Here is a 23,330-nt window from a genome sequence, read left to right as displayed (position 1 = left end):
CGGTCAGACGCCGAGAACGCTCTTGGCGATGAGAAAGTAGATGACGAGTCCGGTGGAGTCGCAGAACGTCGAAATGAACGGCGTCGAGAAGACCGCTGGATCGACGCCGATCTTCTTCGCGAGCAGCGGCATCGCACCGCCGACGGTCGCAGCAAGTGTGCAGATCGCAAACAGGGTCGACCCGATGACGAACCCCAGATTCCAGTCGTAGACCAGCCCCGCGATGGTGAATCCGAGCAACCCGAGCATTCCTCCCATCGTGGCGCCCACGCGTACCTCCCGAAACAGCACTGCGGCAATGTCACGTGGGCGCACATCGCCGACGGCCAGTGAGCGTGTCACCGTCGTTGCCGCCTGCGCCCCGGTGTTGCCGCCGGTACCCGTCAACAGCGGAATGAACAAGGCCAAGGTCACCACCGCGGCCAGCGCATCCTCGAACACCTCGAGTACTTGTACGGTCAGGATTGCCGACAGTGCGAGAACCAACAGCCAGACAATGCGAGATCGCACGATCGACATGACCGGCGTACCGAGATACGGCCTGCGGAGTGGTTCGGATCCGCCTGCCCTCGCGGCATCCTCGTCCTCTGCCTCTTCGATGACGCGAGCTGCCTGCTCGATGGTGAGAATCCCGATCAGTCGATTTTCGGAATCGACCACGACGACAGCCGGGCTCCGATACTCCAGGCACATGCGCGCGGCGTCCTCCGCGGGCGCATCGGCAGTGACCACGGGCTGCGCCGACGCGAGATCCTGGACTCGATCTGCCGGATCGGCGGTGGCAATATCGGCCAGGGTGACGACACCGATGAGACGTCGACTCCCGTCGGTGATCGGTAGCAGATACACCGACTCGGCTTCGGATCCGGTTTCTCGAACCTGCGCCAGCGCTTCACCAGCGGTGGTCGTTGCGTGAACGCGGATGTATTCCGGACTCATCCGCCTGCCGGTTGAGCCCTTCGCGTACCCGAGCATGGGTGCGGTCAAGTCTCGTTCGCCGGCAGACAACCCTTGCATGAGTCTTCGTGCGACATTGGATGGCAGTTCGTCGACCAGTTCGACTCGGTTCTCGGGGCCGAGTTCCTCGAACAGGGTGATCACATCGTTTTCGCGTAGACCGCCGAAGAGCTCTCCGCGAACCGAGGCATCGAATCGGTCGAATACGTCGAGCGCCAGATCCTTCGGAAGCAATCGATACAGCACTGCTCGTTCGGCTGGATCTGCTCGTTCGAGTATTCGTGTGGCATCCGAAGGCGACAACCCCGACACCAGTGCGGACATCCCGGCAAGATCCTTGTGTCGAAGCAGTTCGGATGCGCGGTTGATCGTATGGTCGAAGTTCGAGAGCACCAGGCCATTCTGCCTGCCGGAACCTGCCAACCGAGCCGAGGCGGTACACGCTGCTCGGCACAACCGGTTTTTCCACGAGACTCGTGAGATGAAACATCGGGCCGCTACGACAGTTTCGCGTCGTCCGCTGCCGCGTGCCCCGATTCCCATCCTTCGGCATCCAACCTCGGACCCCGCATGGTCCGCACTCGTGGGAAGAGTCGGTCGAATTCTTGCTCCACAGCTACGGTCTGAGCCGCCAACATCGGTAGTAGGTTGCCGGACTGTTCCGACGCTTCCTCCACCGCGTGGGCATCGGCCTCGCCGAGCCGTTCGCCGATCCTGACTGCGTACGCATAGAGGAACGCCTTGCCGAATGCCGCCGAAGCAGAACCCTTACGTCGCTTGGCTGTGGGGGAGTGCGACAGTGAGCGCGTCGCCTGGATCAGCAACGAGGTGAACATGATCTCCGTCTGCTCGATGTCGACGGGTGAACCGACGAGCGTTGCGATCGCGTACTCCGGATCCCAGATACTCTTGACTCGGTTGACCGTGCTCACCGCATGCAGCAGTTGGGCTTTGGGCGGAGCGTGGGGGTTGTCGACATGCAGACGTCTGCTGATCACATCGACATTTCCTTCGGTCAGCAACAGCGAATCGATGGAATATCTGGTCATCAACTCCTGCGCCTTGGCGGTGAGTGTCTCCGCCTCTTCCTCGAAATCGGTAGCGTCGGCCTTGGCGAGCAGGCCACGAATCTTACCGAGCATCTTGGTGTTCGGAGATCCGCTCACCGGCCCGGACTTCGCAGTTCGGCCGGCCCGCCGAACCGGCCACTGCGACGGAAAGGGTCCGATCCGGGGCCACCGCGGAAGCGTCTGCCATTGGCCCAGCAACGCAAGTACCGCAATCCACTGATCGTTGGAGGCGATGTAATCCGTTTTGCCACTCGACTTCAGCAGTGCAGCAAGAAAATTCGGTGAGGCTGTCAGTGGCCCTGCAGCTTTCGGGTATGCGGCACAGATGTCGGAGAGCTGGTCGACCCAGTTCTCGGGCGCCCGTTCGTGTGCGCTCGTCAGATCCGATTGATGAAGCAGGACCGCAGCGGCGAGCGAGGTTACCGCGAGCGTCTGCTGACGCTTGACGATATGCAGAAGGTCGAACGGTTGCCAGCCCGCCTCGTACATCGTCTCGATCATGTTCGTCAGCGCCAACGATGCCAGTGCCGAGGCGTCGTGGTCTTCCAACGCGATCAGCCGATCGACGACTTCGTCCACGCGCCGCAGATCCCGACTCTTGCCATAGGACACGTCGGCGCCTTGCCGGAGTAGATCCGGGACCGGGTTCACTTGGTGAGGACGATCAGTTCGGTCGCCGAGGCGACTTCCACGCTCAAGCCGGCTCGCGATGCGACTCGGGCCACCGCACGCACGTCCTTCGGCTCGGCGGTCGTCAGGGTCAGCGCACGCGCCAGCACGCCCTTGTGATGCTTGTTGAAGTGGCTCACGACCGATCTGCTGCCATCGGGTTTCTCGGTCAGCACCGTTGCCGTGACGGCGCCGGGGACCGGGCCGAGTTGCTGGTACGTCCCCGAGCGCAGGTCGACGACCAGTTCATCGGACTGCGCAGCCACGGCGTCCGCCAACTCGGGCTTCCAATGCGAACGTAGGGTGCCGAAGCCAGGGATCGTCGATCCACCGGACAGCCGGTAGTACGGAATCGGATCGTATGCACGTACTGCTCCGAACAATGCAGATCCGATCCATAACCTCGCCGCCGCCCGTGCTCGACCGGCCTTCGTGAACGAACGCGCGTCGAGAGCGTCGTAGAGAACCCCGGTGTAGCGGCTCAGCGCGGGTGTCGTGGGTGAACTCCACAGGGCGGCGTTGCGTTCGACTTCTTCGGTCTGGGTCGGTCCGAGACCCAGCGCGGTCGCCGATGCCTCGCGATCGCCGGCCAGCTCCACGAGCGCGTCCGCCAGCTTGTGTCGGAGGGGATTGAGCTCGGGGAGGGACAGAACTTCCAGATCCAGGGGAGAGCCGTCGCCGCCGCCCGACTTCGTCTCGGATGGGGGCAGCAGAATCAGCACGGGGAGCAACGTTACCCACCCGCAGAGCACCGACTACGCTTGTACCCCGTGATCACCCGTCTTTCGCAGCTCTTCCTCCGCACTCTTCGTGACGACCCCGCCGACGCCGAAGTCGACAGCCACAAGCTGTTGGTTCGTGCGGGTTACGTTCGTCGTATCGCGCCGGGTGTGTACTCCTGGCTGCCGCTCGGCCTGAGAGTGCTGCGCCAGATCGAACGAGTCGTTCGTGAAGAGATGAACGCGATCGGTGCGCAGGAGATCTCGCTACCGGCGTTGCTGCCCCGCGAGCCGTACGAGACCACCAATCGATGGACCGATTACGGCGACGCGCTGTTCAAGCTGAAGGACCGCAAGGGCAACGACATGTTGCTCGGTCCCACCCACGAGGAACTGTTCGCACTGACGGTGAAGGGTGAGTACAACTCGTACAAGGACCTGCCGGTCACGCTCTATCAGATCCAGACCAAGTATCGCGACGAGGAACGCCCGCGCGCGGGCATTCTGCGCGGACGCGAGTTCGTCATGAAGGACTCCTACTCGTTCGACATGGACGAGGACGGGCTGAAGCGGTCCTATGCGGCACACCGTGAGGCCTACCAGAAGATCTTTGCTCGGCTCGGGGTCAAGTACGTCATCGTGGCGGCGACGTCCGGCGCGATGGGTGGAAGTGCGTCCGAGGAATTCCTTGCCGAGAGCGACATCGGGGAGGACACCTACGTGCGGTGCATCGAATCGGGATACGCGGCGAACGTCGAAGCCGTCACGACTCCCGCGCCGCCGTCGTTGCCGATCGAGGGGCAGCCTGCTGCCGTCGATCACGAGACGGGCGACACACCCACCATTGCCACGTTGGTCGAGTGGGCCAATTCGATCGACCTGGGCCGCACCGTCACCGCCGCGGACACGTTGAAGAACCTTCTGCTCAAGGTGCGCAACGCAGACGGGGAGTGGGAGTTGCTCGCTGTAGGTCTGCCCGGCGACCGTGAGGTCGACGAGAAGCGCCTCGAAGCGTCTCTCGAGCCGGCCGAATTCGCGCTGCTCACCGACGCCGACTTCGAGGCCTACCCGTTCCTGGTGAAGGGCTACATCGGACCACGTGCGCTGCAGGCCAACGGAGTTCGCTACCTCGTCGACCCTCGTGTCGTCGAGGGGACGTCGTGGATCACCGGAGCAGACGTCACCGGCAAGCATGTGGTGAACCTGGTAGCCGGCCGCGATTTCACTCCTGATGGCACCATCGAAGCTGCCCAGGTACGGGACGGCGATCTCTCCCCGGACGGTCGCGGCGCGCTCGTCAGCGCGCGCGGTATCGAGATCGGTCACATCTTCCAACTCGGTTACAAGTACACGGACGCGTTCAGTGTCGACGTGCTCGGTGAAAGCGGAAAACCCGTGCGCCTCGTGCAGGGTTCGTACGGCGTCGGTGTCTCTCGCCTGGTCGCCGTCGTCGCCGAGCAGATGCACGACGACAAGGGTCTGCGTTGGCCGAGTGAAGTATCGCCTGCAGATGTACACCTGGTCATCGCCAACAAAGACGAAGCTGCACGTGCCGGCGCCGAGTCCATTGCGGCAGCACTCGACTCGCAGGGTCTCGACGTGCTGTTCGACGATCGGAAGGCGTCGCCGGGCGTCAAGTTCAAGGACTCCGAACTCATCGGAGTGCCGGTCGTCGTCGTCGTCGGTAGGGGATGGGCCGAGGGCAAGGTCGAACTCCGTGACCGCTTCACCGGTGAGAGCCGTGACCTCGATACCGAGACCGCTGTCGCCGACATCGTCGAAACGGTACGTGGGAAAGTGTGATCGCGTGGTTTGGCGGTTCGGGTCGGTTACCCACTGGTAGCTTCGGGGCAGCCGACTAGGAAAGGTGACAACATGGCCCACCTCACGTTGTTCGATCCCGCGACGTACGATCCGACCCAGTTCGACGACGAAACGCGGCGCCAGTTGCGATCGCTGATCGACTGGTTCGAGGATCGAGGCAAGGCCAGATTGCTCGCCGACGACCTCGAAGCAGTCTGGACCAGCGACTTTCTCGACTTCGTTGCCAAGGAGAAGCTGTTCGCGACGTTTTCGACACCGGCAGCCTATGCCGATGGCGACGCCGACAAGCGCTGGGATGCGTCCCGCAATGCTGCTCTGAGCGAGATCCTCGGCTTTTACGGACTGTCCTACTGGTACGCCTGGCAGGTCACCGTACTCGGACTCGGGCCGATCTGGATGAGCGAGAACGAGGAGGCCAAGCGCCGTGCAGCGCGGGCGCTGAACGGCGGGTCCGTGATGGCGTTCGGGCTGTCCGAGCGCGCCCATGGTGCCGACGTCTACTCGACGGATATGTTGCTCCGGCCGTCCGAGGAAGAGGGCGTCGAGTTTCTGGCGTCGGGGGAGAAGTACTACATCGGCAACGGCAACGTCGCGGGCATGGTCTCGGTGTTCGGTCGCCGCACCGACCGCGATGGGACGGATGCCTACGTGTTCTTCGTCGCCGACAGTAGTCATTCCCGATATGTGCTACGTGACAACGTGATTCACGGCCAGATGTTCGTCAGTACGTTCACCCTCGAGGACTACCCGGTCCGAGCCGAGGACATTCTGCACACTGGTGCAGACGCGTTTTCCGCCGCACTCAACACCGTCAACGTCGGTAAGTTCAACCTCTGCACGGGTTCGATCGGAATCACCGAGCATGCGTTCTACGAGTCGATCACGCACGCGCACAACAGGATTCTCTATGGCAACCGGGTCACCGAATTTCCGCATGTGCGTGCAAGTTTCGTCGACGCCTATTCGCGACTGATCGCGATGAAGCTCTTCAGTGGGCGGGCAGTCGACTACTTCAGGTCCGCAAGCCTCGAGGATCGGCGCTACCTGCTGTTCAATCCGATGACCAAGGCCAAGGTGACCTCCGAAGGCGAGACCGTGGTTCGGTTGCTGCACGATGTGATCGCAGCGAAGGGGTACGAGAAGAACACGTACTTTCGTGAGGCCGCGCAGATGATCGGAACCCTGCCCAAGCTCGAAGGCACAGTGCACGTCAACGTCGCCCTCATGCTCAAGTTCATGCCGGCGTACATGTTCGCCCCGATGGACTACCCCGACGTCGTGACACGTGACGACGCTTCCGACGACGCGTTCTTCTTCGCTCAGGGCCCCGCACGCGGAGCGGGGAAAGTGCGATTCCACGACTGGGAGTCGACGTACGAAAAGTTTTCGCATGTTCCCAACGTCGCGCGGTTCTACGAGCAGGCTTCGGCCTTCAAGACGTTCCTGACCGACACCGCACCGGATGAAGCACAGCAGAAGGATCTGGACTTCCTACTCAACGTAGGGCACCTGTTCTCGTTGGTCGTCTACGGTCAGCTGATTCTGGAATCGGCCGAGAAGGTCTCCACCGAGTTGCTCGATCAGATCTTCGACTTTCAGATTCGTGACTTCTCCGGTTACGCAGTTGCTCTGCACGGAAAGCCGTCCTCTACCGAGGCGCAGCAGGCGTGGGCACTTGCGGCGATCCGCAAGCCGGTTGCCGATCTCGCTCGCTTCGACGCAGTGTGGTCCGAAGTAGTGTCCTACGACGGCGCATACGAGATGAGGGCCTGACTCAGCGGAGTCGGCGGTCGTTCACGGTTGACCTGGGAACGGGACGGTCGGCGGAGCTACACCAAGGATTTCACGCCAGTTCGCCAGTCGTAACGCGGCTTCTGTGAGCGCAGTGACTCCGGTCTCCCGCGTGGGGCCGGACTCGCTGCGCTCGATGACCGACCTCCACGCGATCGAGGTGTCGATCTCTGCCTGGGCGGCAAGCTGCGCCGACGTGACGGGATCGCCGACCGGAAACGGGATGGAATATGCCGGGCCGGCAAGCGGCGGGGTCACGCTCGCGGCGCGCAACGCATCGAGGGTTGCGTCTCGACGTGCGCGGTGCGCTGCAGCGTCCGCGGCGATGAGGCCCCCACGAGCCGGATTCGAGAATGCGCCGACGACGCCGTACGCAAAGATCGCGGCGTACTCGGCGTTCAACGCGTCGACGAGTGCTTGTTGTTCGATGCCGAGATCGCTCATGGCAACACCACCGCCAGTTCGACGGCGCAGGCGGCGCTGATCGATCCCAACAGGCCTGCGCGATAACCGGATTCGCTTTTCGCCGAGTCCGCGGCACCACGCTGAGATTCACTGAGATCGGCCTTGAGTTCCTCCATGGTCGGCGGCGGCACCGCAACCGGTGTCGCTGTGGTCGAGGTAGCTGCGCTCTCCTCCTCGGTGTGACCTGCGACGCGGTCGATCTCTGCGGCCAGGGCGTCGGCGTGTGCCGTTCGTTCGGTCTGCACCACACTGAGGGGCCCGGCCAGCGTCGGGCTCAACGCGATCAGGGCGCCTGCGGCGGCCGCGTCGCGACGCGCAAGCCGGAGGTGGCCGGTGAGGGTGTCGAGTTGCGGCCCAGGGGCTGTGTCGGACGAACATCCGGCAGTTGTGGCGAGTCCGACTGCGGTGAGAGCGGCGCCACCGGTCAAGCGCAGGGCGCCACGGCGGCTGAGGGTGCGGGGGAGAGCGAACGTCGACACGGGAACATCGTGCCAGGTGCATTCTGCATCTTGTGCACCCAGGCTGGTCACGAACGCTTCCCGTTGGCGTTAGGCTGTGCGTTCGCCACTTACGGATTCGATCACACTTCTGGTCGGGTCCGACCACAACTGAACGAGGAGTTTTCGCAACGATGCCTGTTCCGTCCAAGGAGAGGGTCATCGCACTCCTGTCCGACCTGGTGACCAGCCGTGGGTTCGATTTGGAAGATGTCAACGTGGTCTCGGCAGGTAAGCACAGTGCCGTACGCATCATGGTCGATCGCGAAGAAGGCATCGACCTCGACACGTTGCCGTCGCTCAGCCGTGAGATCTCCGACATATTCGACGCGGTGTCGGACTTCGGTGATGCTCCTTACACCCTCGAGGTAACCACTCCTGGAGTCGATCGTCCGCTTACCGAGGATCGCCATTGGCGGCGCGCACGCGGGCGGATGGTCCGATTCAAGCTCGACGACGAAAAGTTCGACGCACGTGTCGGTCACCTCGATGGCCGATCGCTCACGGTGGTCACTCGTGACAAGGGTGTTCTCGCGACCCGAGTGGTGGAACTCGATGACGTTGTGAAGGCTGTTGTGCAAGTAGAATTCTCGAAGCCGAAGGCAGACGAGATGGAGCTGACGGGCGGCGTTGTCGACGGTAGGCCTGCTCCTGCTGACAACGACGAGATAGTGAACGTGGAAACACCGGAAGAAGGGTCCGACAAGTGAATATCGACATCGCGGCGTTGCGCGCCATCGAAGCGGACAAGGGAGTGTCGATCGAGACTGTCATCTCGACGATTCAGTCCGCCCTGTTGACCGCTTACCGGCACACCGAGGGCCATCAGCCCCACGCGTGGATCGACGTCAACCGTAAGACCGGTTCGGTGCGTGTGATGGCAAAAGAGATCGACGGTGACGGCAACACCATTTCGGAGTGGGACGACACCCCTCGAGGGTTCGGCCGAATTGCTGCGACAACCGCCCGGCAGGTGATCCTGCAGCGTCTGCGTGATGCCGAGCACGAGCGCTCGTACGGCGAGTATGCGACGCACGAGGGTGAGATCGTGGGCGGGGTCATTCAGCGGGATACCAGAGCAAATGCCAAGGGCACGGTCATCGTGAGGATCGGCAGCGATGCGAACGGCGCAGACGGCGTGCTGCCGCCTGCCGAGCAGGTGCCGGGTGAGAGTTACGAGCACGGCGAGCGAATCAAGTGCTACGTAGTCGGAGTCGCCCGGGGCCAGCGCGGACCGCAGATCACCCTCTCGCGTACCCACCCCAACCTCGTACGCAAGCTGTTCGCACTCGAGGTGCCGGAGATCGCCGACGGGTCGGTCGAGATCGTCGCCGTTGCGCGCGAGTCCGGTCACCGGTCGAAGATCGCGGTCAAGTCCACGGTGTCGGGTCTCAACGCCAAGGGCGCATGCATCGGGCCGATAGGTCAGCGTGTGCGCAACGTGATGAGCGAACTGGCCGGCGAGAAGATCGACATCATCGACTTCGACGAGGATCCCGCTACCTTCGTCGGGAATGCGCTGTCTCCGTCGAAGGTTGTGTCGGTCACGGTCGTGGATGCCGAGGCTCGTGCCGCACGTGTGGTCGTGCCGGAATATCAGCTGTCGCTCGCCATCGGCAAAGAGGGACAGAACGCCCGGCTGGCAGCTAGGCTGACTGGCTGGCGCATCGATATCCGCAGCGACGCGGCCACGGCACCCGAGTCCACCAGCGCGTAAGGGTGGAATGCGGAGTTCGAGGCAATACAGCGGTAGAGTGGTCGATGGTTCGGAATGAACTCTCTGCCCTGAGTCATGAGAGCATCGGTTCGGCGGCAGTTCGTCAGCCGGTGAGAACATGTGTCGGGTGCAAGGAGCGAGCTCCGGCCGCCGGTCTGCTGAGAGTTGTGGTTCGCGATCGAGATTCTTCGGGATCGGCGATCGTGCCCGATGTCGACCACCGGCTTCCCGGTAGAGGTGCATGGTTGCATCTCGACCCGAGATGTCTGGAGAATGCAGAGCGGCGCCGTGCATTCGGTAGAGCGCTACGCGTGTCGGGATCTATCGACTCGTCAGCGGTCGTCTCCTTTCTCGAAGGAGTCGACGACAGAGATTCACCCCTCGAGAAGAACAGGCAACAGCACTGATGAGCACACCGTGAAGCACCAACGATGAACGTCCATCGGAGATAACCCGAGGTCGTGCGGGCACCAATCCTCGCTCGGCCTCTCAGTGAGGAGAGCAGTGCCAGGTAAGGCCCGCGTACACGAGTTGGCTAAAGAACTCGGTGTCACCAGTAAAGAACTACTCGCACGGCTCAAAGAGCAAGGCGAGTTCGTCAAATCCGCATCATCCACGGTAGAGGCGCCAGTAGCGCGTCGTGTCCGTGAATCCTTCCCGGCCGGCAAGCCGGATTCCGCTCCGGCCACCGGTGCTTCCAATGGCGAACAGGCCAGTGGCAGCGCACCGGTTTCTGGCAGCGCACCGAAGCCTGCTTCGGGCGCCAAGCCCGGCGGACCCCGTCCGGGACCGAAACCGACCCCGCGCCCGACTCCTGCTGCTCCCGTGGCGCAGGAACCAGTGGCTCCAGTCGCAGCCGAGGCTCCCGTAGCGCCGGCCTCGACTCCGGCGCCCGCACCCGCCGCTCCGGCACCATCCGTCCCGGCGCCCGCTGCTCCGGCAGAACAAGCTCCCGCAGCATCGGCCGTCGTAGCTCCAGAGGCCGCAGCGGCGCCTGCCCCGGCAGGTCCCAAGCCAGGCGCACCCGGCCCCAAGCCGGGCCCCAAGGCTCCGCGTGTCGGTAACAACCCGTATTCGTCCGCTCCCGCCGAGCGTCCTGCCCCGCGCCCCGCGCCGGGCGCACCACGCCCGGGTGGTAGCAGTCGACCCGCTCCGGGTCAGGGTGGACCTCGTCCGGCAGCAGCGGGTGGTGCACGTCCGGCCGCTGGTCAGGGCGCACCTCGCCCAGCAGGCCCCGGCGGGCCTCGTCCGAGCCCGGGTTCTATGCCCCCTCGTCCCAACCCCGGCGCAATGCCGACCCGCTCGGCACGCCCGAGCCCAGCGGCAGGTCGCCCCGGCGGCCGTCCCGGTGGTGCTCCAGGTGGTCGTCCCGGTGGCGCAGGCGCCGGCGGTTACCGCGGTGGCGGCGCACCGGGTGCTCCAGGTGGAGCTCCCGCTGGTGGTGCTCCCGCAGGTGGCTTCCGCGGTCGTCCCGGCGGCGGTGGCCGTCCAGGTCAGCGCGGCGCAGCTGCAGGTGCTTTCGGTCGTCCCGGCGGAGCAGTTCGTCGTGGCCGCAAGTCGAAGCGGGCAAAACGCGCCGAGTACGAGAGCATGCAGGCACCCGCTGTCGGTGGCGTCAGGTTGCCACGCGGCAACGGTGAGACCATCCGTCTCGCCCGCGGCGCGTCGCTGTCGGATTTCGCAGACAAGATCGATGCGAACCCAGCAGCACTCGTACAGGCATTGTTCAACCTCGGCGAGATGGTCACTGCCACTCAGTCCGTGAACGACGAAACCCTCGAACTGCTCGGCGGCGAGATGAACTACGTCGTTCAGGTCGTCAGCCCCGAGGACGAAGATCGCGAACTGCTCAACGCGTTCGACCTCACCTATGGCGAGGACGCCGGCGGTGAAGAGGACTTGGAACAGCGGCCTCCCGTCGTCACGGTCATGGGTCACGTCGACCACGGCAAGACGCGACTGCTGGACTCGATCCGAAACACCACGGTCCGCGAAGGCGAGTCCGGTGGCATCACCCAGCACATCGGTGCTTACCAGGTGCTTACCGAACTCGAAGGCAACGAGCGTCTGGTCACCTTCATCGATACACCGGGTCACGAGGCCTTCACGGCCATGCGTGCTCGTGGTGCCAAGGCAACCGACCTCGCGATCCTGGTTGTTGCAGCCGACGACGGTGTCATGCCGCAGACGGTCGAAGCGATCAACCACGCGCAAGCTGCAGATGTCCCGATCGTGGTGGCGATCAACAAGATCGACAAGGAAGGCGCGAACCCGGACAAGATCCGGCAGCAGCTGACCGAGTACGGGCTTGTGGCCGAGGAATACGGCGGCGACACGATGTTCGTCGAGATTTCGGCGAAGCAGGGCACCAACATCGACGCACTTCTCGAAGCTGTGTTGCTGACAGCAGATGCCTCACTGGATCTGCGTGCCAACCCGGACATGGACGCTCAGGGTGTCGCCATCGAGGCGCACCTCGACCGTGGTCGTGGACCGGTTGCCACCGTGCTCATCGCCCGCGGAACCTTGCGTGTCGGTGACTCGATCGTCGCCGGTGACGCCTACGGTCGCGTCCGTCGAATGGTCGACGAGCACGGCGAAGATGTCATCGAAGCACTGCCGTCCCGTCCGGTACAGGTCATCGGCTTCACGTCGGTGCCCGGCGCAGGCGACAACCTGTTGGTCGTCGACGAGGATCGCATTGCCCGTCAGATCGCCGATCGACGCAACGCTCGCAAGCGCAATGCGCTCGCCGCGAAGTCTCGTAAGCGCATCAGCCTGGACGATCTCGATGCAGCGTTGAGGGAGACTTCCCAGCTGAACTTGATCCTCAAGGGTGACAACTCGGGAACCGTCGAGGCGCTCGAAGAGGCACTGGTCGGTATTCAGATCGACGACGAGGTCGAACTGCGCGTCATCGACCGCGGCGTCGGCGGCGTCACGGAGACCAACGTCAACCTGGCGTCGGCATCGAACGCGATCATCATCGGATTCAACGTTCGAGCGGAGGGCAAGGCCACCGAGCTGGCCAACCGTGAAGGCGTCGACATCCGGTACTACTCGGTGATCTACCAGGCCATCGACGAGATCGAAAGCGCGCTCAAGGGCATGCTCAAGCCGGTCTACGAAGAGGTTGCGCTCGGCCAAGCCGAGATTCGTGCAATGTTCCGTTCTTCGAAGGTCGGAAGTATTGCCGGTTGTCTCGTCACCTCGGGTACCATCCGTCGCAATGCGAAAGCACGACTGCTGCGTGACAACAAGGTGGTTGCCGAGACCGTCACCATTTCCTCGCTCCGGCGGGAAAAGGAGGACGTGGTCGAGGTGCGCGAGGGCTACGAATGCGGTCTTACGGTGACGTACTCGGACATCAAGGTGGGCGATGTCGTCGAGGCGTACGAGCTCCGTGAAAAGGCTCGCGACTAGTCGATTCGCAGCAGTAGTGCCGTAGTGGAGCATTGGGGAGTAACACTGCACTAGATCGAGGGGCCGGCGGCGGTATGTCAGTACCGCCGCCGGCTCTTCGCTCGAACCTGAGTAAGGATGGCCGCGTGTATCTGGGGGCGCTCGAGTTGGACGTGTTATTGGGCGACGTTCGTTCGCTCGCTGAGAAGCGTTCGAAGGTCGATCCTGTTCTCACGGAGTTACACCGCTTCGGGGTTTCGGCTGAGGAGACGGGTGAGCTAGGGCGTTTTCGCCGGTCGTTGTTCGGAATTGCAGCTGCCGGTTCGGATATCGACGGATTGCACGACAAGCTCGACGAATGCGAACGGCATATCGCGGAGCGGCAAGATCTGGAATTGTTGGCGGTCAGAAGAAGAATTTTCGGTCCCGAGGACTGACTCGGAACCATATGAGGAGCGTGATTGACATGGTGGATCCAGCGAGAGCTCGCAAGCTCGCCAAGCGAATTGCCGCCATCGTCGCCACGGCGATCGATCATGAGATCAAAGATCCCCGTCTGGCGTTCGTGACCGTCACCGACTGCAAGGTGACAGCGGATCTGCACGACGCAACCGTGTATTACACGGTGATGGGCGAAGACTTGGATACTGCCCCGGATCTGCAGGCTGCATCTGCGGGGTTGGAGAAGGCCAAAGGTGTACTTCGGTCGAAAGTCGGTGCAGGGACCGGTGTTCGCTTCACGCCGTCGTTGACGTTCGTGACCGATACCGTTCCGGACACTGCTCGGCACATGGAAGGTCTCCTCGAGCGCGCACGCCTCGCCGACAGCGAAGTCGCCAGAGCGGCAGCATCGGCCAAGCCTGCCGGTGAGGCAGATCCGTACAAGGCGCCGCGGGAGACGGTCGACGGTTCCGAGTCGACCGACGTGGACTGATAGAGGTGACGACGACTCCGGGGGCCCGGCCTGAGGCCGATGGGCAGGACGAATTCGCTCATGCGATAGATCTGTTGGAGGCAGCCGAATCCGTCACCGTGCTGTGTCACATCCATCCGGATGCCGACACCATCGGTAGCGGTCTCGCGTTGGGTTTGGTTCTGGCGCGTCGCGGAGTGGACGTGCAGGTGTCGTTTGCGGCGCCTGCCGAGCTGCCGGGGTCGATGGACGCGCTACCGGGCCGCGAGCTTTTGGTTCCGGCCGGCGACGTCCGGGTCGACGTCGATCTCGTGGTCACTGTCGATGCCGGGAGCAAGGGTCGCCTCGGGGCGCTGTCCGACCGAATCGATGCTGCACATGCCACTCTCGTCATCGATCATCATCGGTCCAATACTCGGTTCGGCACCTGGAACGTGGTCGACGAGAATGCAGTGTCGACCACTGAGGTGATAGCTCGACTGTTCGACGCATGGAATGTCGACATCGATCGGGATCTGGCCGAATGCCTGTTTGCCGGACTCGTCACCGACACCGGGTCGTTTCGGTGGGTGCAGCCTGGTTCTCATACCCTTGCCGAACGCCTTCTTGCGACCGGTATCGACGGCGCTGCGCTGACGCAGAAGTTGCTCGATACGCATCCGTTCGCGTGGTTGCCGATGCTGGGATCGGTTCTCGGAGCGGCAGAGCTGGTCTCGGACGCGGCGGGCGGACGGGGGCTCGTCTACACCGCGATTCTGCGCGAAGACTCCGCGGGCCTTCGCTCGGAAGAGATCGAGAGTGTCATAGACATCGTCCGCACCGCGAGCGAAGCCGAGGTAGCGGCGGTTTTCAAACAGCAGAGTGGTGATGACTGGACGGTGTCGTTGCGCGCGAAGACACAGGTCGACGTTTCCCTTGTGGCAACGTCTCTCGGTGGGGGAGGTCATCGTAAAGCGTCGGGCTATACCGCTACTGGTTCCAAGTCCGACGTCGTCGCGTCCCTGATCGCCGCACTCGGTTGATCGATCTTGGTTGAATCTACTGCGCCAGTGGAGGCATCTCCACGCAGAATTCTCGGTTTGGCCCTCCCCGCACTCGGTGTCCTTGCCGCTGAGCCGCTGTACTTGCTTTTCGACGCGGCAGTGGTGGGCAGGCTGGGTGCACTTCCGCTCGCTGGACTGGCCGTCGGCGGTCTGGTTCTGACTCAGGTCAGCACGCAGCTGACGTTCCTGTCGTACGGCACAACTGCGCGTGCCGCTCGAATGCACGGTGCAGGACGCGAGAAGGATGCGGTCGGTGAGGGCGTCCAGGCGACGTGGCTGGCCGTTGCGCTGGGTGTGGCGATCGTTGCCGTGATGCAGTTGCTGGCAGCTCCGATTCTCTCTGTCATCGGCGGCGGCGGTGAGATCGCCGAGGAAGCTACCGCGTGGTTCCGGGTCGCTGTCTTCGGTGTTCCTTTCATCCTGATTTCGCTGGCGGGCAACGGGTGGATGAGAGGTGTTCAGAACACCAGGAGGCCGCTTCGTTTCGTAGTTTTCGGGCTGTTGGTCTCGGGCGTGCTGTGCCCGATGTTGGTACACGGTCTGCTCGGGTTTCCGCGACTGGAACTTCTCGGGTCGGCGGTAGCGAATCTGGTGGGCCAGTCGATCGCAGGGTGTCTGTTCATCGCCGCGATTTCGCGTGCAGGAGTTCCGCTTCGGCCCAGGTGGTCGGTGATGCGAGTGCAGTTGATTCTCGGTCGCGATCTTGTCCTGCGTAGCCTGGCGTTCCAAGCGTGCTTCTTGTCGGCTGCGGCAGTGGCATCCCGGTTCGGAGCCGCTGCTGTCGCTGCCAATCAGGTTGTTCTGCTGCTGTGGAATCTCGTGTCGTTGACTCTCGATTCTTTGGCCATCGCGGCTCAAACACTCGTCGGTGCTGCTCTGGGCAAAGGCGACGTCCGTGGCGCCACCAAGCTGGGTTGGCGATTGACCGCGTGGTCCACCATATTTGCGATCGTCCTGGCGGCGGTGTTCGCGGCCGGTATGCCGGTGATTCCCGAGCTGTTCACCACAGACCCAGCCGTGGTGGATCAGATGCACTCGATTTGGTGGATATTCGTGGCCATCATTCCGATCGCCGGAATCGTGTTCGCCCTCGACGGAGTTCTGTTGGGTAGCGGCGACGCAGCCTTCCTGCGGACCGCCACACTGGTATGCGCCCTGCTGGGGTTTCTGCCCTTCATCTGGTTGTCGCTGGCGCTGGACTGGGGATTGACCGGAATCTGGGTCGGTCTCGGAGTTTTCGTGTCGCTGCGGGCGATCGCGGTGGTGCTGCGGACACTCTCGGGTCGGTGGGCGCTCGCGGGCGCCGACATTCAACGCGACGCCGGATGAATAGCAACTTCCTGGCTCTTGACGACGAAGTAGACCTCCATGCCCGGTGACAGATCCAATTCCGAGACCGCCGCCGCTGTGACGTCCGCGACGAGACTCTGGCGGCCGTGGGTACCCCGAACACGAACCGTTGCGCCGTGTACGTCCATTGCGGCGATCGTGACGGGGAGTACGTTGCGAGGGCTAGCATGCGGTTCGGTGAGATGCACTGCCACTGCGGACGGGCTGAAGACAGCCACTGCCTCGGCACCCGATGGCGTCTTACTGTGTCCGTGAACCGTCAGGCTCTGCGCGGTAATCGACGAACCTGAAGAATCAGCAGCGCCGAGAACCAAGTTGACCCCGGCGATCCGAGCGGCGAATTCGCTGCGAGGTGCGGTGAGAATGTCTGTGGTCGGCCCACGCTCGACGATTCGGCCGGCCTGCACGACGACAATCGTGTCGGCCAATGCGAGCGCATCGAGGAGGTCGTGAGTGACGATGAGTGCGGTGCGTCGTTGCTCTCGCAGGACGGTTCGAAGCAGTCGGCGCAGCACGGGTGCGGTGGCTATGTCCAATGCGGCCATCGGCTCGTCGAGGAGTAGTACTCGTGGCTGCGCTGCGAGTGCGCGCGCGAGAGCGATGCGTTGTGCTTGCCCACCCGAGAGTTGCGACGGCCGTCGGTCCGCAAGATCGAGTGCATCGACTGCGTCGAGCCAGGTTCGTGCAATCTCTCTTCCTTTGCGACGACCGACCCCTCGACTGCGGGGCGAAAACGCAACGTTGGCCTCGGCGTCGAGATGAGGAAACAGGAGGGCGTTCTGTGACAGCGTGGCCACGCCACGCGCATGCGCTGGAACGAATGTGCGTTCGGCGGTGTCGGTCACTACGTCGTCACCGATGGTGATCCGTCCGGAGTCGGGCCGGAGCAGACCTGCCACGAGCGAGAGCAAAGAGGACTTTCCGGCCCCGTTCGGTCCGAGAATCGCGATGACCTCGCCGTCCTCGACATCGAGGGTGAAGTCGAGGTTGCGGTCGTCGACCTCGGCGACGAGGCGAATGGAGCTCACAGCGCCCCGGCCAACCGGCGCCCACGGGCGGCGACGACGATTACTGCCGCCACCACGATCAGGAGGAGCGACAGCGCCACGGCGGCGTCGGGATCGGTTTCACGCTGCAGGTAGATCTCCAATGGCAAGGTTCGCGTGACTCCCTCGAGCGAGCCCGCGAACGTCAACGTCGCACCGAATTCGCCGAGGGCGCGGGCGAATGCAAGAACGGCACCCGACACCAGACCCGGCAGTACCAGCGGGAGCGTCACCCTTCGCAGCACCGTCGTCGGACGAGCCCCCAAGGTGGCGGCGACCGTCTCGTATCCACGTCCCGTGCTGCGCAGTGCTCCCTCGAGGCTGACGACCAGAAAGGGGAGCGAGACGAACGTCTGGGCCAGCACCACCGCCGTCGTCGAGAATGCGATGCCGATGCCCCACGCCTCCAGTTGCTCGCCGAGTAGGCCGAGTCGACCGAAGGTGTACAGCAATGCAATTCCGCCGACGACGGGTGGAAGGACGAGTGGAAGCAGCACCAACGCTCGGAGAATGGACTGACCAGGAAACTTCGATCGGGCCAACACCAGTGCCATCGGTATACCGATGACGATGCACACGGCGGTGCTCGTAGCTGCCGTCCGGAGACTGAGAAGTAATGCCGTTCGCGATGACTCCGAGGAGACGAGGGAGATGAAGTTCGGCCAATCGATCTTCAACAGAATGGCCAGCAACGGGGTGACGACGAACAGCGCACCCAACGCTGCGGGTACGAAGATCCACCTGGGTAGACCGACTCGGACCTCGTTGCCGCCGCGTATTCCTCTTCCAGAGCGAGTCGGTTTCACCTCGATAGTCGCGCTCATTGTTCTTCGAGTCCTGCTTCGACGATGACCGTTGTCGCCTTGACCACGGCCACAGCGATTCTGCCCGGCTCGAGGCCCAGGGTGCGGACCGATTCGGTGCTCATGAGCGAGACGACGGTGAACGGTCCGCATTGCATCTCGACCTCGCTCATCACGGTGTCGGACGTCACGGCGGTCACCAGCCCGACCAATCGATTGCGGGCCGAACTTCCCGAGCCCGTCGGATCCGGGGGAGGCGTTGCCTGCTCGCGGGCGAATGCTGCCAAGGCTGCACCGTCGACTACTTTTCGACCAGAGTTGTCCTTGTATGCGAGAAGTGTTCCGCTGTCGATCCATCTACGCACGGTGTCGTCGCTGACGCCGAGGAGCGCGGCCGCGTCTTTGATTCGAATCCGTGAATGCGGCATGAACAGAACTCTAGAGCAGCAGGCGCGTAAAGGATCGAGGCGAGCTATCGACGTCGACGGGTATTGACGAAGCGAGCGAGGAACGTTGCCGCAAGCAGTGCGATCGCGCACACGATTGCGGTGATCACAAAACCGGAGACGAAGTTGTCCGAGGCGATCCCCGCCAGAACGGAGGCCATGACAGTGAGGACCAGTCCTGCTGTGAGGCCGGATTTCTCGGATGCGGAAAAGTTGTTCATAGGTCGACAGTGTCTCATCCGGCACCCTGTTCGATACCGCTCGGGAATCCGAAGGGAAGATGGGGTGTTGGTGTCGACCGAATCGACAACCAGATCAGAAGACCATTCATCGGGAAGGAACACGGCCTGTGACAGCAAAGCTCTGGGCAGTGAGTGACATCCACATCGGTCACCGAGGAAATCGTCCGGTCACCGAGGATATTCACCCCGAATCACCGGAAGATTGGTTGATCGTCGCGGGAGACGTTTCGGAGAAAACCGACGACATCAAGTGGGCACTCGAGTTGCTCCGAAGTCGATTCGCCAAGGTCATCTGGGTACCCGGCAACCACGAGTTGTGGACGACGGTCAAAGATCCAGTGCAGATTCACGGTGCCGCGCGCTACGAGTACCTGGTGAATCTGTGCCGTGAGATCGACGTCGTCACGCCCGAGGATCCCTATTTGTTGTGGGAGGGCGAAGGCGGACCGGCGAGATTGGTGCCGATGTTCTTGCTGTACGACTACTCGTTTCTCCCTCGTGGGGCCGTGGACAAGGAACACGGGCTTGCGATCGCGCGAGAAAAGAATGTCGTCGCAACCGACGAGTTCTTGCTCTCGTGCGAGCCCTACGCCAGCCGAGACGCATGGTGTCGAGCCCGCATCGAGAGCACCAGGATCAGACTCGACGCGCTCGATCCGTCGATCCCCACGGTGTTGATCAACCATTTTCCGTTGGTGCGACAGCCCACCGAGGTGCTTTTCTATCCGGAGTTCGCGCTGTGGTGCGGTTCCACTCTGACCGCCGACTGGCACACCCGCTACAACGCCCTGTGTGCGGTGTACGGACACCTCCACATCCCTCGCACGACGTACTACGACGGGGTGCGATTCGAGGAAGTCTCGGTTGGATATCCACGCGAATGGCAGCGTCGCGGGCTGCCCGACAACGTGCTCAGACAGATACTTCCCGTGCCGGAGTATCCCGAGGGAACTTTGAACAAGTGGGGCGGACACTTCAAGGTGACACCCGAGATGGAAGCCGAAGTCGAGAAGATGAGGTCTGAGCAGTGATCGAGTCGATCCTTCCCAATGGCGTCGTCGCCGCCGAGTTGTTCGCCGACCCGCCGGGGTTGGAGCCGCATCCGCTCGAAGCTCACCTGGTCGCCAAGGCCGTGGACAAGCGCAAGCGTGAGTTCAGCTCTGCGCGCCACTGCGCCCGCCTGGCGATGGGCAAGCTGGGTGTGGATCCAGCGCCGGTCATGCGAGGAAGTTCGGGCGCACCGCAATGGCCGAGGGGAGTGGTCGGGAGCCTGACGCATTGCGACGGATATCGCGGTGCAGTCGTGGGGTATTCGATGCAGGTTCGTTCCGTCGGAATCGATGCCGAACCACACGATGCACTACCCGACGGAGTTCTCGATGCCGTCAGTCTCGAGGCCGAACGAACATGGCTACGCACCGCGTCCGGTGATACGGAGGTGCACTGGGATCGTTTGCTGTTCTGCGCCAAGGAAGCGACGTACAAGGCGTGGGAACCTTTGACCGGTCGATGGTTGGGTTTTGAGGATGCGCACATCACGTTCGAGCGCACCGGTTCCGGCGGCGACGTCTCCGGAACCTTCCACTCGCGCCTCCTCGTGTCCGGTGAAACCATCGACGGCCCGCCACTGACATCGTTCGACGGCAGATGGCTCGTCGCCGACGGTCTGATCGTCACCGCGATCGCAGTGACGTAGCGATCCACCCGGAGCAGAAGCCGCCTGGCACAATGAACTCTCGTGTCTTCACGCGGAAAGTTGTCCTCCGGTCTCGTCGGTGCCGGGTTGTTGATCGTGGACAAGGGGCCAGGGGTCACCAGCCATGACGTAGTCGCCTCCTGTCGCAAACTTCTGCACACTCGGAAGGTGGGGCACGCGGGCACGCTGGACCCGATGGCAACCGGTGTGCTCGTCCTCGGGATCGAACGCGCCACGAAGATGCTGGGGCTTCTCGCGTTGACCACCAAGGCCTACACGGCAACGATCCGACTCGGGCGCAGCACCACCACCGACGATGCCGAGGGTGAGACCATCGCGGATGCGTCGGCGCACTCGGTGAGCGATTCGGCGCTTCGAGAGCAGATCGCACTTCTATCCGGGGACATCGAGCAGATTCCGGCGAGCGTCAGTGCGATCAAGGTCGACGGGCAACGCGCCCACAAGCTGATACGTGCAGGTGAGGAGTTCACCCTGCCTGCTCGAAAGGTCAGCGTGACGAAATTCGACCTACTTGCCCGGCGAGACGTACCCGATACCGGTTTCGTCGATCTCGATGTCGACGTCGAATGCTCTTCGGGAACCTACATTCGCGCGCTCGCGCGTGACCTCGGTGCCGCTCTCGGTGTCGGCGGCCATCTGACCGTGCTGCGGCGCACGCGAGTGGGACCGTTCACGCTCGAGCATGCTCGCACGCTCGAGGAGCTCGCGGAGAACCCTGGAGTCAGCCTCGACATCGACGAGGCCGCGCGCACAGCTTTTCCGCACCGGCAACTCGACGCCGAGGAAGCGGAATCGGTCAGCCAGGGGAGATGGTTGGATCCAGTGGGGATAGATGGCGTGTATGCAGCGATCGATCCATCGGGGCACACCATCGCCCTGCTGCAAGAAAAGGGCAAGCGTGCAAGCTCGGTGCTGGTCGTTCGCCCCGCAACCTTGCGCGGTCACTAGCGGGTCGGGATCATCCAGATCGCTTCGGCTGCGCGTTGACCGAGATCGATGACGCCCTTGTCGGCACCGTGATGGTCCAATTCGATTTCCACCGTTCCTGCGTAGTCGCGTCGTTCGAGGACGGCGATCGGCAGATCGAGCGTGATGCCCACCGAGTCGAAGTAGCGCAGCATCGCCGGATCGGCATCGGAAATCCGGGCGACCAGCCCGCGTTGGCCGTCTGCGTAGTCGCTCAGGCGGGTGGCTTCAGGTGACGCGATTTCGCCGTCCACCGACGGAATCGGGTCGCCGTGTGGATCACGTTCCGGGAAGCCGAGTTTCGCGTCGATTCGCGACATCATCAGGTCCGAGACCGCATGTTCGAGTATTTCTGCCTCGTCGTGCACTTCGTCCCAGCCGTAGCCGAGTTCTTGCACGAGGTAGGTCTCGATCAGTCGGTGCCGTCGAACCATGGCAATGGCCGCGGTGCGTCCTCTGGCGGTGAGAGAGATAGCCCCGTAACGAGCGTGGTCGACCATGCCTTGATCGGCCAGCTTGCGAATCGCCTCGGACACCGTCGAAGCGGAGACGCCGATGCGTTCGGAGAGCATCTTGGTACTGACAGCGTCTTCGGTCCACTCGCCGGCGGTCCAGATCACTTTGAGATAGTCCTGCGCGACAGCCGACAGCTGCAATTCTTCCGCGAGGTTGACTGCTGCAGCCTTGTTACCTGCAGCCTTGTTATCTGCAGCCTTGTTACCTGCAGCCTTGTTACCTGCAGTAATTTTGTTACCTGCAGTGTTTTTGCCGCCGGTGTCCGGACTGACCGTTTGCTCCACCACGCGACGAGTTTAGCTTCCCGCCGGTTGGCGCGCCGCCACGTCGTCGGAGCGTCGGAAATAGCGGGTGATCAACCCCTGCGACGGGCTGAACAGATAGGCGAGGATGAACACGAAGCCCTGCGACAACACAACCGTGCCGCCCGAGGACACGTCGAGATAGAAGCTCACATAGATGCCGACTATCGCGCAGCCGACGGCGATGCTCGGGGCGAGAACGAGCATCCGCCGGAAACGATTGGTCAACAGATAGGCCGTCGCTCCTGGCGTGATCAGCATCGCGACGACGAGAATGACGCCGACTGCTTGGAGTGCGACCACCGTCGTCAACGCGAGCAATGTCAGCATCGTCGCCGAGATGACCGTGGGCGAGATACTTACCGCACGCGCTTGCGTGCGATCGAAGGCGAACAGCGTGAAGTCGCGACGCTTGAGGACCATCACCAGCAGCGCGAGACCGCCGAGGATGAACACTTGCAGCATGTCCGATTGCGATACTCCGAGGAGATTGCCGAAGAGGATGTGGTTCAGGTCGATCTGGCTCGGGAACTTCGAGATCAGCACGACTCCGAGCGCGAACAACGTCGTGAATACGACGCCGATGGCCGCGTCTTCCTTGACCAGAGTGGTGTTGCGGACGAGCCCGATAGCGCCGACGGCGACTAGCGCGAACAGCAGTGCCCCGATCGCGAAGGGGGCGCCGAGCAGATACGAGAGCGCGACGCCAGGCAGTACCGCGTGCGAGACCGCGTCGCCCATCAACGACCAGCCGATGAGGACCAACCAGCAACTGAGTACGGCACAGACGATGGACGCGGTGACCGTCACGAGCATGGCGCGTTGCATGAATGTGTACTGCAAAGGTTCGACGAAGAAGTCGACGAGGTCCATGG

At 62.9% G+C, this 23,330-nt stretch carries 24 protein-coding genes; 13 read left to right on the top strand and 11 right to left on the bottom strand.

From position 1 onward, the window contains the following. Positions 1 to 3: 3 nt before the first annotated feature. From mgtE to yaaA, 3 genes are all read right to left on the bottom strand, one after another. Positions 4 to 1,350 carry a magnesium transporter gene (gene mgtE, locus ABIB36_RS10525; protein WP_354559546.1) on the bottom strand — a complete coding sequence of 449 codons (1,347 nt, stop codon included), beginning with the start codon at positions 1,348 to 1,350 and terminating at the stop codon, positions 4 to 6. Positions 1,351 to 1,454: 104 nt separating this feature from the next. Then, positions 1,455 to 2,678 (bottom strand): DUF2786 domain-containing protein, encoded by a 1,224-nt coding sequence (locus ABIB36_RS10520; RefSeq protein ID WP_084348633.1) that lies wholly within the window; start codon positions 2,676 to 2,678, stop codon positions 1,455 to 1,457. Beyond that, positions 2,675 to 3,418: a peroxide stress protein YaaA gene (gene yaaA / locus ABIB36_RS10515; RefSeq protein WP_084348634.1), complete on the bottom strand. Its 744-nt coding sequence runs from the start codon at positions 3,416 to 3,418 to the stop codon at positions 2,675 to 2,677. Before yaaA ends, ABIB36_RS10520 begins: the two co-directional genes overlap by 4 nt. A gap of 48 nt (positions 3,419 to 3,466) precedes the next feature. Between yaaA and ABIB36_RS10510 the strand changes: the two genes are divergently transcribed. Both ABIB36_RS10510 and ABIB36_RS10505 read left to right on the top strand, forming a co-directional pair. Beyond that, a complete protein-coding gene (locus ABIB36_RS10510) occupies positions 3,467 to 5,218 on the top strand; it encodes a proline--tRNA ligase (protein ID WP_084348635.1) in 1,752 nt (583 codons plus the stop codon). A 72-nt stretch (positions 5,219 to 5,290) separates the two neighbouring features. Continuing rightward, positions 5,291 to 7,012, top strand: coding sequence for an acyl-CoA dehydrogenase family protein (locus tag ABIB36_RS10505; protein ID WP_354559548.1), 1,722 nt, complete (start codon positions 5,291 to 5,293; stop codon positions 7,010 to 7,012). Between the two features lie 21 nt (positions 7,013 to 7,033). On the opposite strand, the gene ABIB36_RS10500 is transcribed toward ABIB36_RS10505, so the two are convergent. Then, positions 7,034 to 7,474 (bottom strand): ferritin-like domain-containing protein, encoded by a 441-nt coding sequence (locus ABIB36_RS10500; protein WP_354559550.1) that lies wholly within the window; start codon positions 7,472 to 7,474, stop codon positions 7,034 to 7,036. Then, entirely contained in the window at positions 7,471 to 8,025 is a 555-nt protein-coding gene (locus ABIB36_RS10495; RefSeq protein WP_256895914.1) for a hypothetical protein, read from the bottom strand. Before ABIB36_RS10495 ends, ABIB36_RS10500 begins: the two co-directional genes overlap by 4 nt. Before the next feature lie 101 nt (positions 8,026 to 8,126). Between ABIB36_RS10495 and rimP the strand changes: the two genes are divergently transcribed. The 8 genes from rimP to ABIB36_RS10455 all read left to right on the top strand — a co-directional run bounded on the left by rimP (position 8,127) and on the right by ABIB36_RS10455 (position 16,396). Then, the gene (gene rimP / locus ABIB36_RS10490; protein WP_084348638.1) at positions 8,127 to 8,702 is read left to right on the top strand and encodes a ribosome maturation factor RimP; all 576 of its coding nucleotides are present in this window, start codon (positions 8,127 to 8,129) and stop codon (positions 8,700 to 8,702) included. Further along, positions 8,699 to 9,709 carry a transcription termination factor NusA gene (gene nusA / locus ABIB36_RS10485; protein WP_084348639.1) on the top strand — a complete coding sequence of 337 codons (1,011 nt, stop codon included), beginning with the start codon at positions 8,699 to 8,701 and terminating at the stop codon, positions 9,707 to 9,709. The genes rimP and nusA overlap by 4 nt, the downstream gene beginning before the upstream one ends. 44 nt (positions 9,710 to 9,753) lie before the next feature. After that, positions 9,754 to 10,116, top strand: a complete 363-nt coding sequence (locus ABIB36_RS10480) for a YlxR family protein (RefSeq protein ID WP_179142408.1) — start codon at positions 9,754 to 9,756, stop codon at positions 10,114 to 10,116. A gap of 97 nt (positions 10,117 to 10,213) precedes the next feature. Then, on the top strand, positions 10,214 to 13,132 hold the full coding sequence (infB, locus tag ABIB36_RS10475; RefSeq protein WP_354559552.1) for a translation initiation factor IF-2: 2,919 nt from the start codon (positions 10,214 to 10,216) through the stop codon (positions 13,130 to 13,132). A 125-nt stretch (positions 13,133 to 13,257) separates the two neighbouring features. Next, entirely contained in the window at positions 13,258 to 13,548 is a 291-nt protein-coding gene (locus ABIB36_RS10470) for a DUF503 domain-containing protein (RefSeq protein ID WP_084348950.1), read from the top strand. A gap of 29 nt (positions 13,549 to 13,577) precedes the next feature. Further along, positions 13,578 to 14,045 carry a 30S ribosome-binding factor RbfA gene (rbfA, locus tag ABIB36_RS10465; RefSeq protein WP_084348641.1) on the top strand — a complete coding sequence of 156 codons (468 nt, stop codon included), beginning with the start codon at positions 13,578 to 13,580 and terminating at the stop codon, positions 14,043 to 14,045. Positions 14,046 to 14,050: 5 nt separating this feature from the next. Next, the gene (locus ABIB36_RS10460; RefSeq protein WP_354559554.1) at positions 14,051 to 15,046 is read left to right on the top strand and encodes a DHH family phosphoesterase; all 996 of its coding nucleotides are present in this window, start codon (positions 14,051 to 14,053) and stop codon (positions 15,044 to 15,046) included. 27 nt (positions 15,047 to 15,073) lie between these two features. Next, a complete protein-coding gene (locus ABIB36_RS10455) occupies positions 15,074 to 16,396 on the top strand; it encodes an MATE family efflux transporter (protein WP_354559556.1) in 1,323 nt (440 codons plus the stop codon). On the opposite strand, the gene ABIB36_RS10450 is transcribed toward ABIB36_RS10455, so the two are convergent. From ABIB36_RS10450 to ABIB36_RS10435, 4 genes are read right to left on the bottom strand one after another with little or no spacing between them, the layout of a single operon-like run. Next, a complete protein-coding gene (locus ABIB36_RS10450) occupies positions 16,378 to 17,445 on the bottom strand; it encodes a sulfate/molybdate ABC transporter ATP-binding protein (RefSeq protein ID WP_354559558.1) in 1,068 nt (355 codons plus the stop codon). The two genes, ABIB36_RS10455 and ABIB36_RS10450, sit on opposite strands and share 19 nt — an antisense overlap. Next, positions 17,442 to 18,287: an ABC transporter permease gene (locus ABIB36_RS10445; RefSeq protein ID WP_084348645.1), complete on the bottom strand. Its 846-nt coding sequence runs from the start codon at positions 18,285 to 18,287 to the stop codon at positions 17,442 to 17,444. Before ABIB36_RS10445 ends, ABIB36_RS10450 begins: the two co-directional genes overlap by 4 nt. After that, a complete protein-coding gene (locus ABIB36_RS10440; RefSeq protein ID WP_084348646.1) occupies positions 18,284 to 18,694 on the bottom strand; it encodes a TOBE domain-containing protein in 411 nt (136 codons plus the stop codon). Before ABIB36_RS10440 ends, ABIB36_RS10445 begins: the two co-directional genes overlap by 4 nt. A 44-nt stretch (positions 18,695 to 18,738) precedes the next feature. Further along, positions 18,739 to 18,933: a hypothetical protein gene (locus tag ABIB36_RS10435; RefSeq protein ID WP_084348647.1), complete on the bottom strand. Its 195-nt coding sequence runs from the start codon at positions 18,931 to 18,933 to the stop codon at positions 18,739 to 18,741. Positions 18,934 to 19,061: 128 nt separating this feature from the next. Here ABIB36_RS10435 and ABIB36_RS10430 point away from each other — a divergent pair, with 128 nt between their 5' ends. From ABIB36_RS10430 to truB, 3 genes are read left to right on the top strand one after another with little or no spacing between them, the layout of a single operon-like run. Next, positions 19,062 to 19,985 carry a metallophosphoesterase family protein gene (locus ABIB36_RS10430; protein ID WP_354559561.1) on the top strand — a complete coding sequence of 308 codons (924 nt, stop codon included), beginning with the start codon at positions 19,062 to 19,064 and terminating at the stop codon, positions 19,983 to 19,985. After that, positions 19,982 to 20,650, top strand: coding sequence for a 4'-phosphopantetheinyl transferase Npt (npt, locus tag ABIB36_RS10425; protein ID WP_354559562.1), 669 nt, complete (start codon positions 19,982 to 19,984; stop codon positions 20,648 to 20,650). The genes ABIB36_RS10430 and npt overlap by 4 nt, the downstream gene beginning before the upstream one ends. A gap of 42 nt (positions 20,651 to 20,692) precedes the next feature. Further along, positions 20,693 to 21,619, top strand: coding sequence for a tRNA pseudouridine(55) synthase TruB (gene truB, locus ABIB36_RS10420; protein WP_084348650.1), 927 nt, complete (start codon positions 20,693 to 20,695; stop codon positions 21,617 to 21,619). Here truB and ABIB36_RS10415 read toward each other — a convergent pair. Both ABIB36_RS10415 and ABIB36_RS10410 read right to left on the bottom strand, forming a co-directional pair. After that, positions 21,616 to 22,293, bottom strand: a complete 678-nt coding sequence (locus ABIB36_RS10415; RefSeq protein ID WP_179142438.1) for a metal-dependent transcriptional regulator — start codon at positions 22,291 to 22,293, stop codon at positions 21,616 to 21,618. The genes truB and ABIB36_RS10415 overlap by 4 nt on opposite strands. Positions 22,294 to 22,449: 156 nt before the next feature. Next, a complete protein-coding gene (locus ABIB36_RS10410) occupies positions 22,450 to 23,328 on the bottom strand; it encodes a metal ABC transporter permease (RefSeq protein ID WP_354559564.1) in 879 nt (292 codons plus the stop codon). Positions 23,329 to 23,330: the final 2 nt, after the last annotated feature.

Source organism: Rhodococcus sp. UYP9 (genome assembly GCF_040547235.1).
GTDB lineage: Bacteria > Actinomycetota > Actinomycetes > Mycobacteriales > Mycobacteriaceae > Rhodococcoides.
Note: the sequence above shows the minus strand (reverse complement) of the source record. Positions and strands in the feature narration are given on the sequence as shown.

What these genes read in the sequence shown, in the direction of transcription:
- rimP (WP_084348638.1), top strand. Translation starts at nt 8,127, where the DNA reads ATGCCTGTTCCGTCCAAGGAGAGGGTCATCGCACTCCTGTCCGACCTG.
- ABIB36_RS10505 (WP_354559548.1), top strand. Translation starts at nt 5,291, where the DNA reads ATGGCCCACCTCACGTTGTTCGATCCCGCGACGTACGATCCGACCCAG.
- ABIB36_RS10410 (WP_354559564.1), bottom strand. Translation starts at nt 23,328, where the DNA reads ATGGACCTCGTCGACTTCTTCGTCGAACCTTTGCAGTACACATTCATG.
- ABIB36_RS10445 (WP_084348645.1), bottom strand. Translation starts at nt 18,287, where the DNA reads ATGAGCGCGACTATCGAGGTGAAACCGACTCGCTCTGGAAGAGGAATA.
- rbfA (WP_084348641.1), top strand. Translation starts at nt 13,578, where the DNA reads ATGGTGGATCCAGCGAGAGCTCGCAAGCTCGCCAAGCGAATTGCCGCC.
- ABIB36_RS10480 (WP_179142408.1), top strand. Translation starts at nt 9,754, where the DNA reads ATGGTTCGGAATGAACTCTCTGCCCTGAGTCATGAGAGCATCGGTTCG.
- ABIB36_RS10500 (WP_354559550.1), bottom strand. Translation starts at nt 7,474, where the DNA reads ATGAGCGATCTCGGCATCGAACAACAAGCACTCGTCGACGCGTTGAAC.
- ABIB36_RS10440 (WP_084348646.1), bottom strand. Translation starts at nt 18,694, where the DNA reads ATGCCGCATTCACGGATTCGAATCAAAGACGCGGCCGCGCTCCTCGGC.
- ABIB36_RS10435 (WP_084348647.1), bottom strand. Translation starts at nt 18,933, where the DNA reads ATGAACAACTTTTCCGCATCCGAGAAATCCGGCCTCACAGCAGGACTG.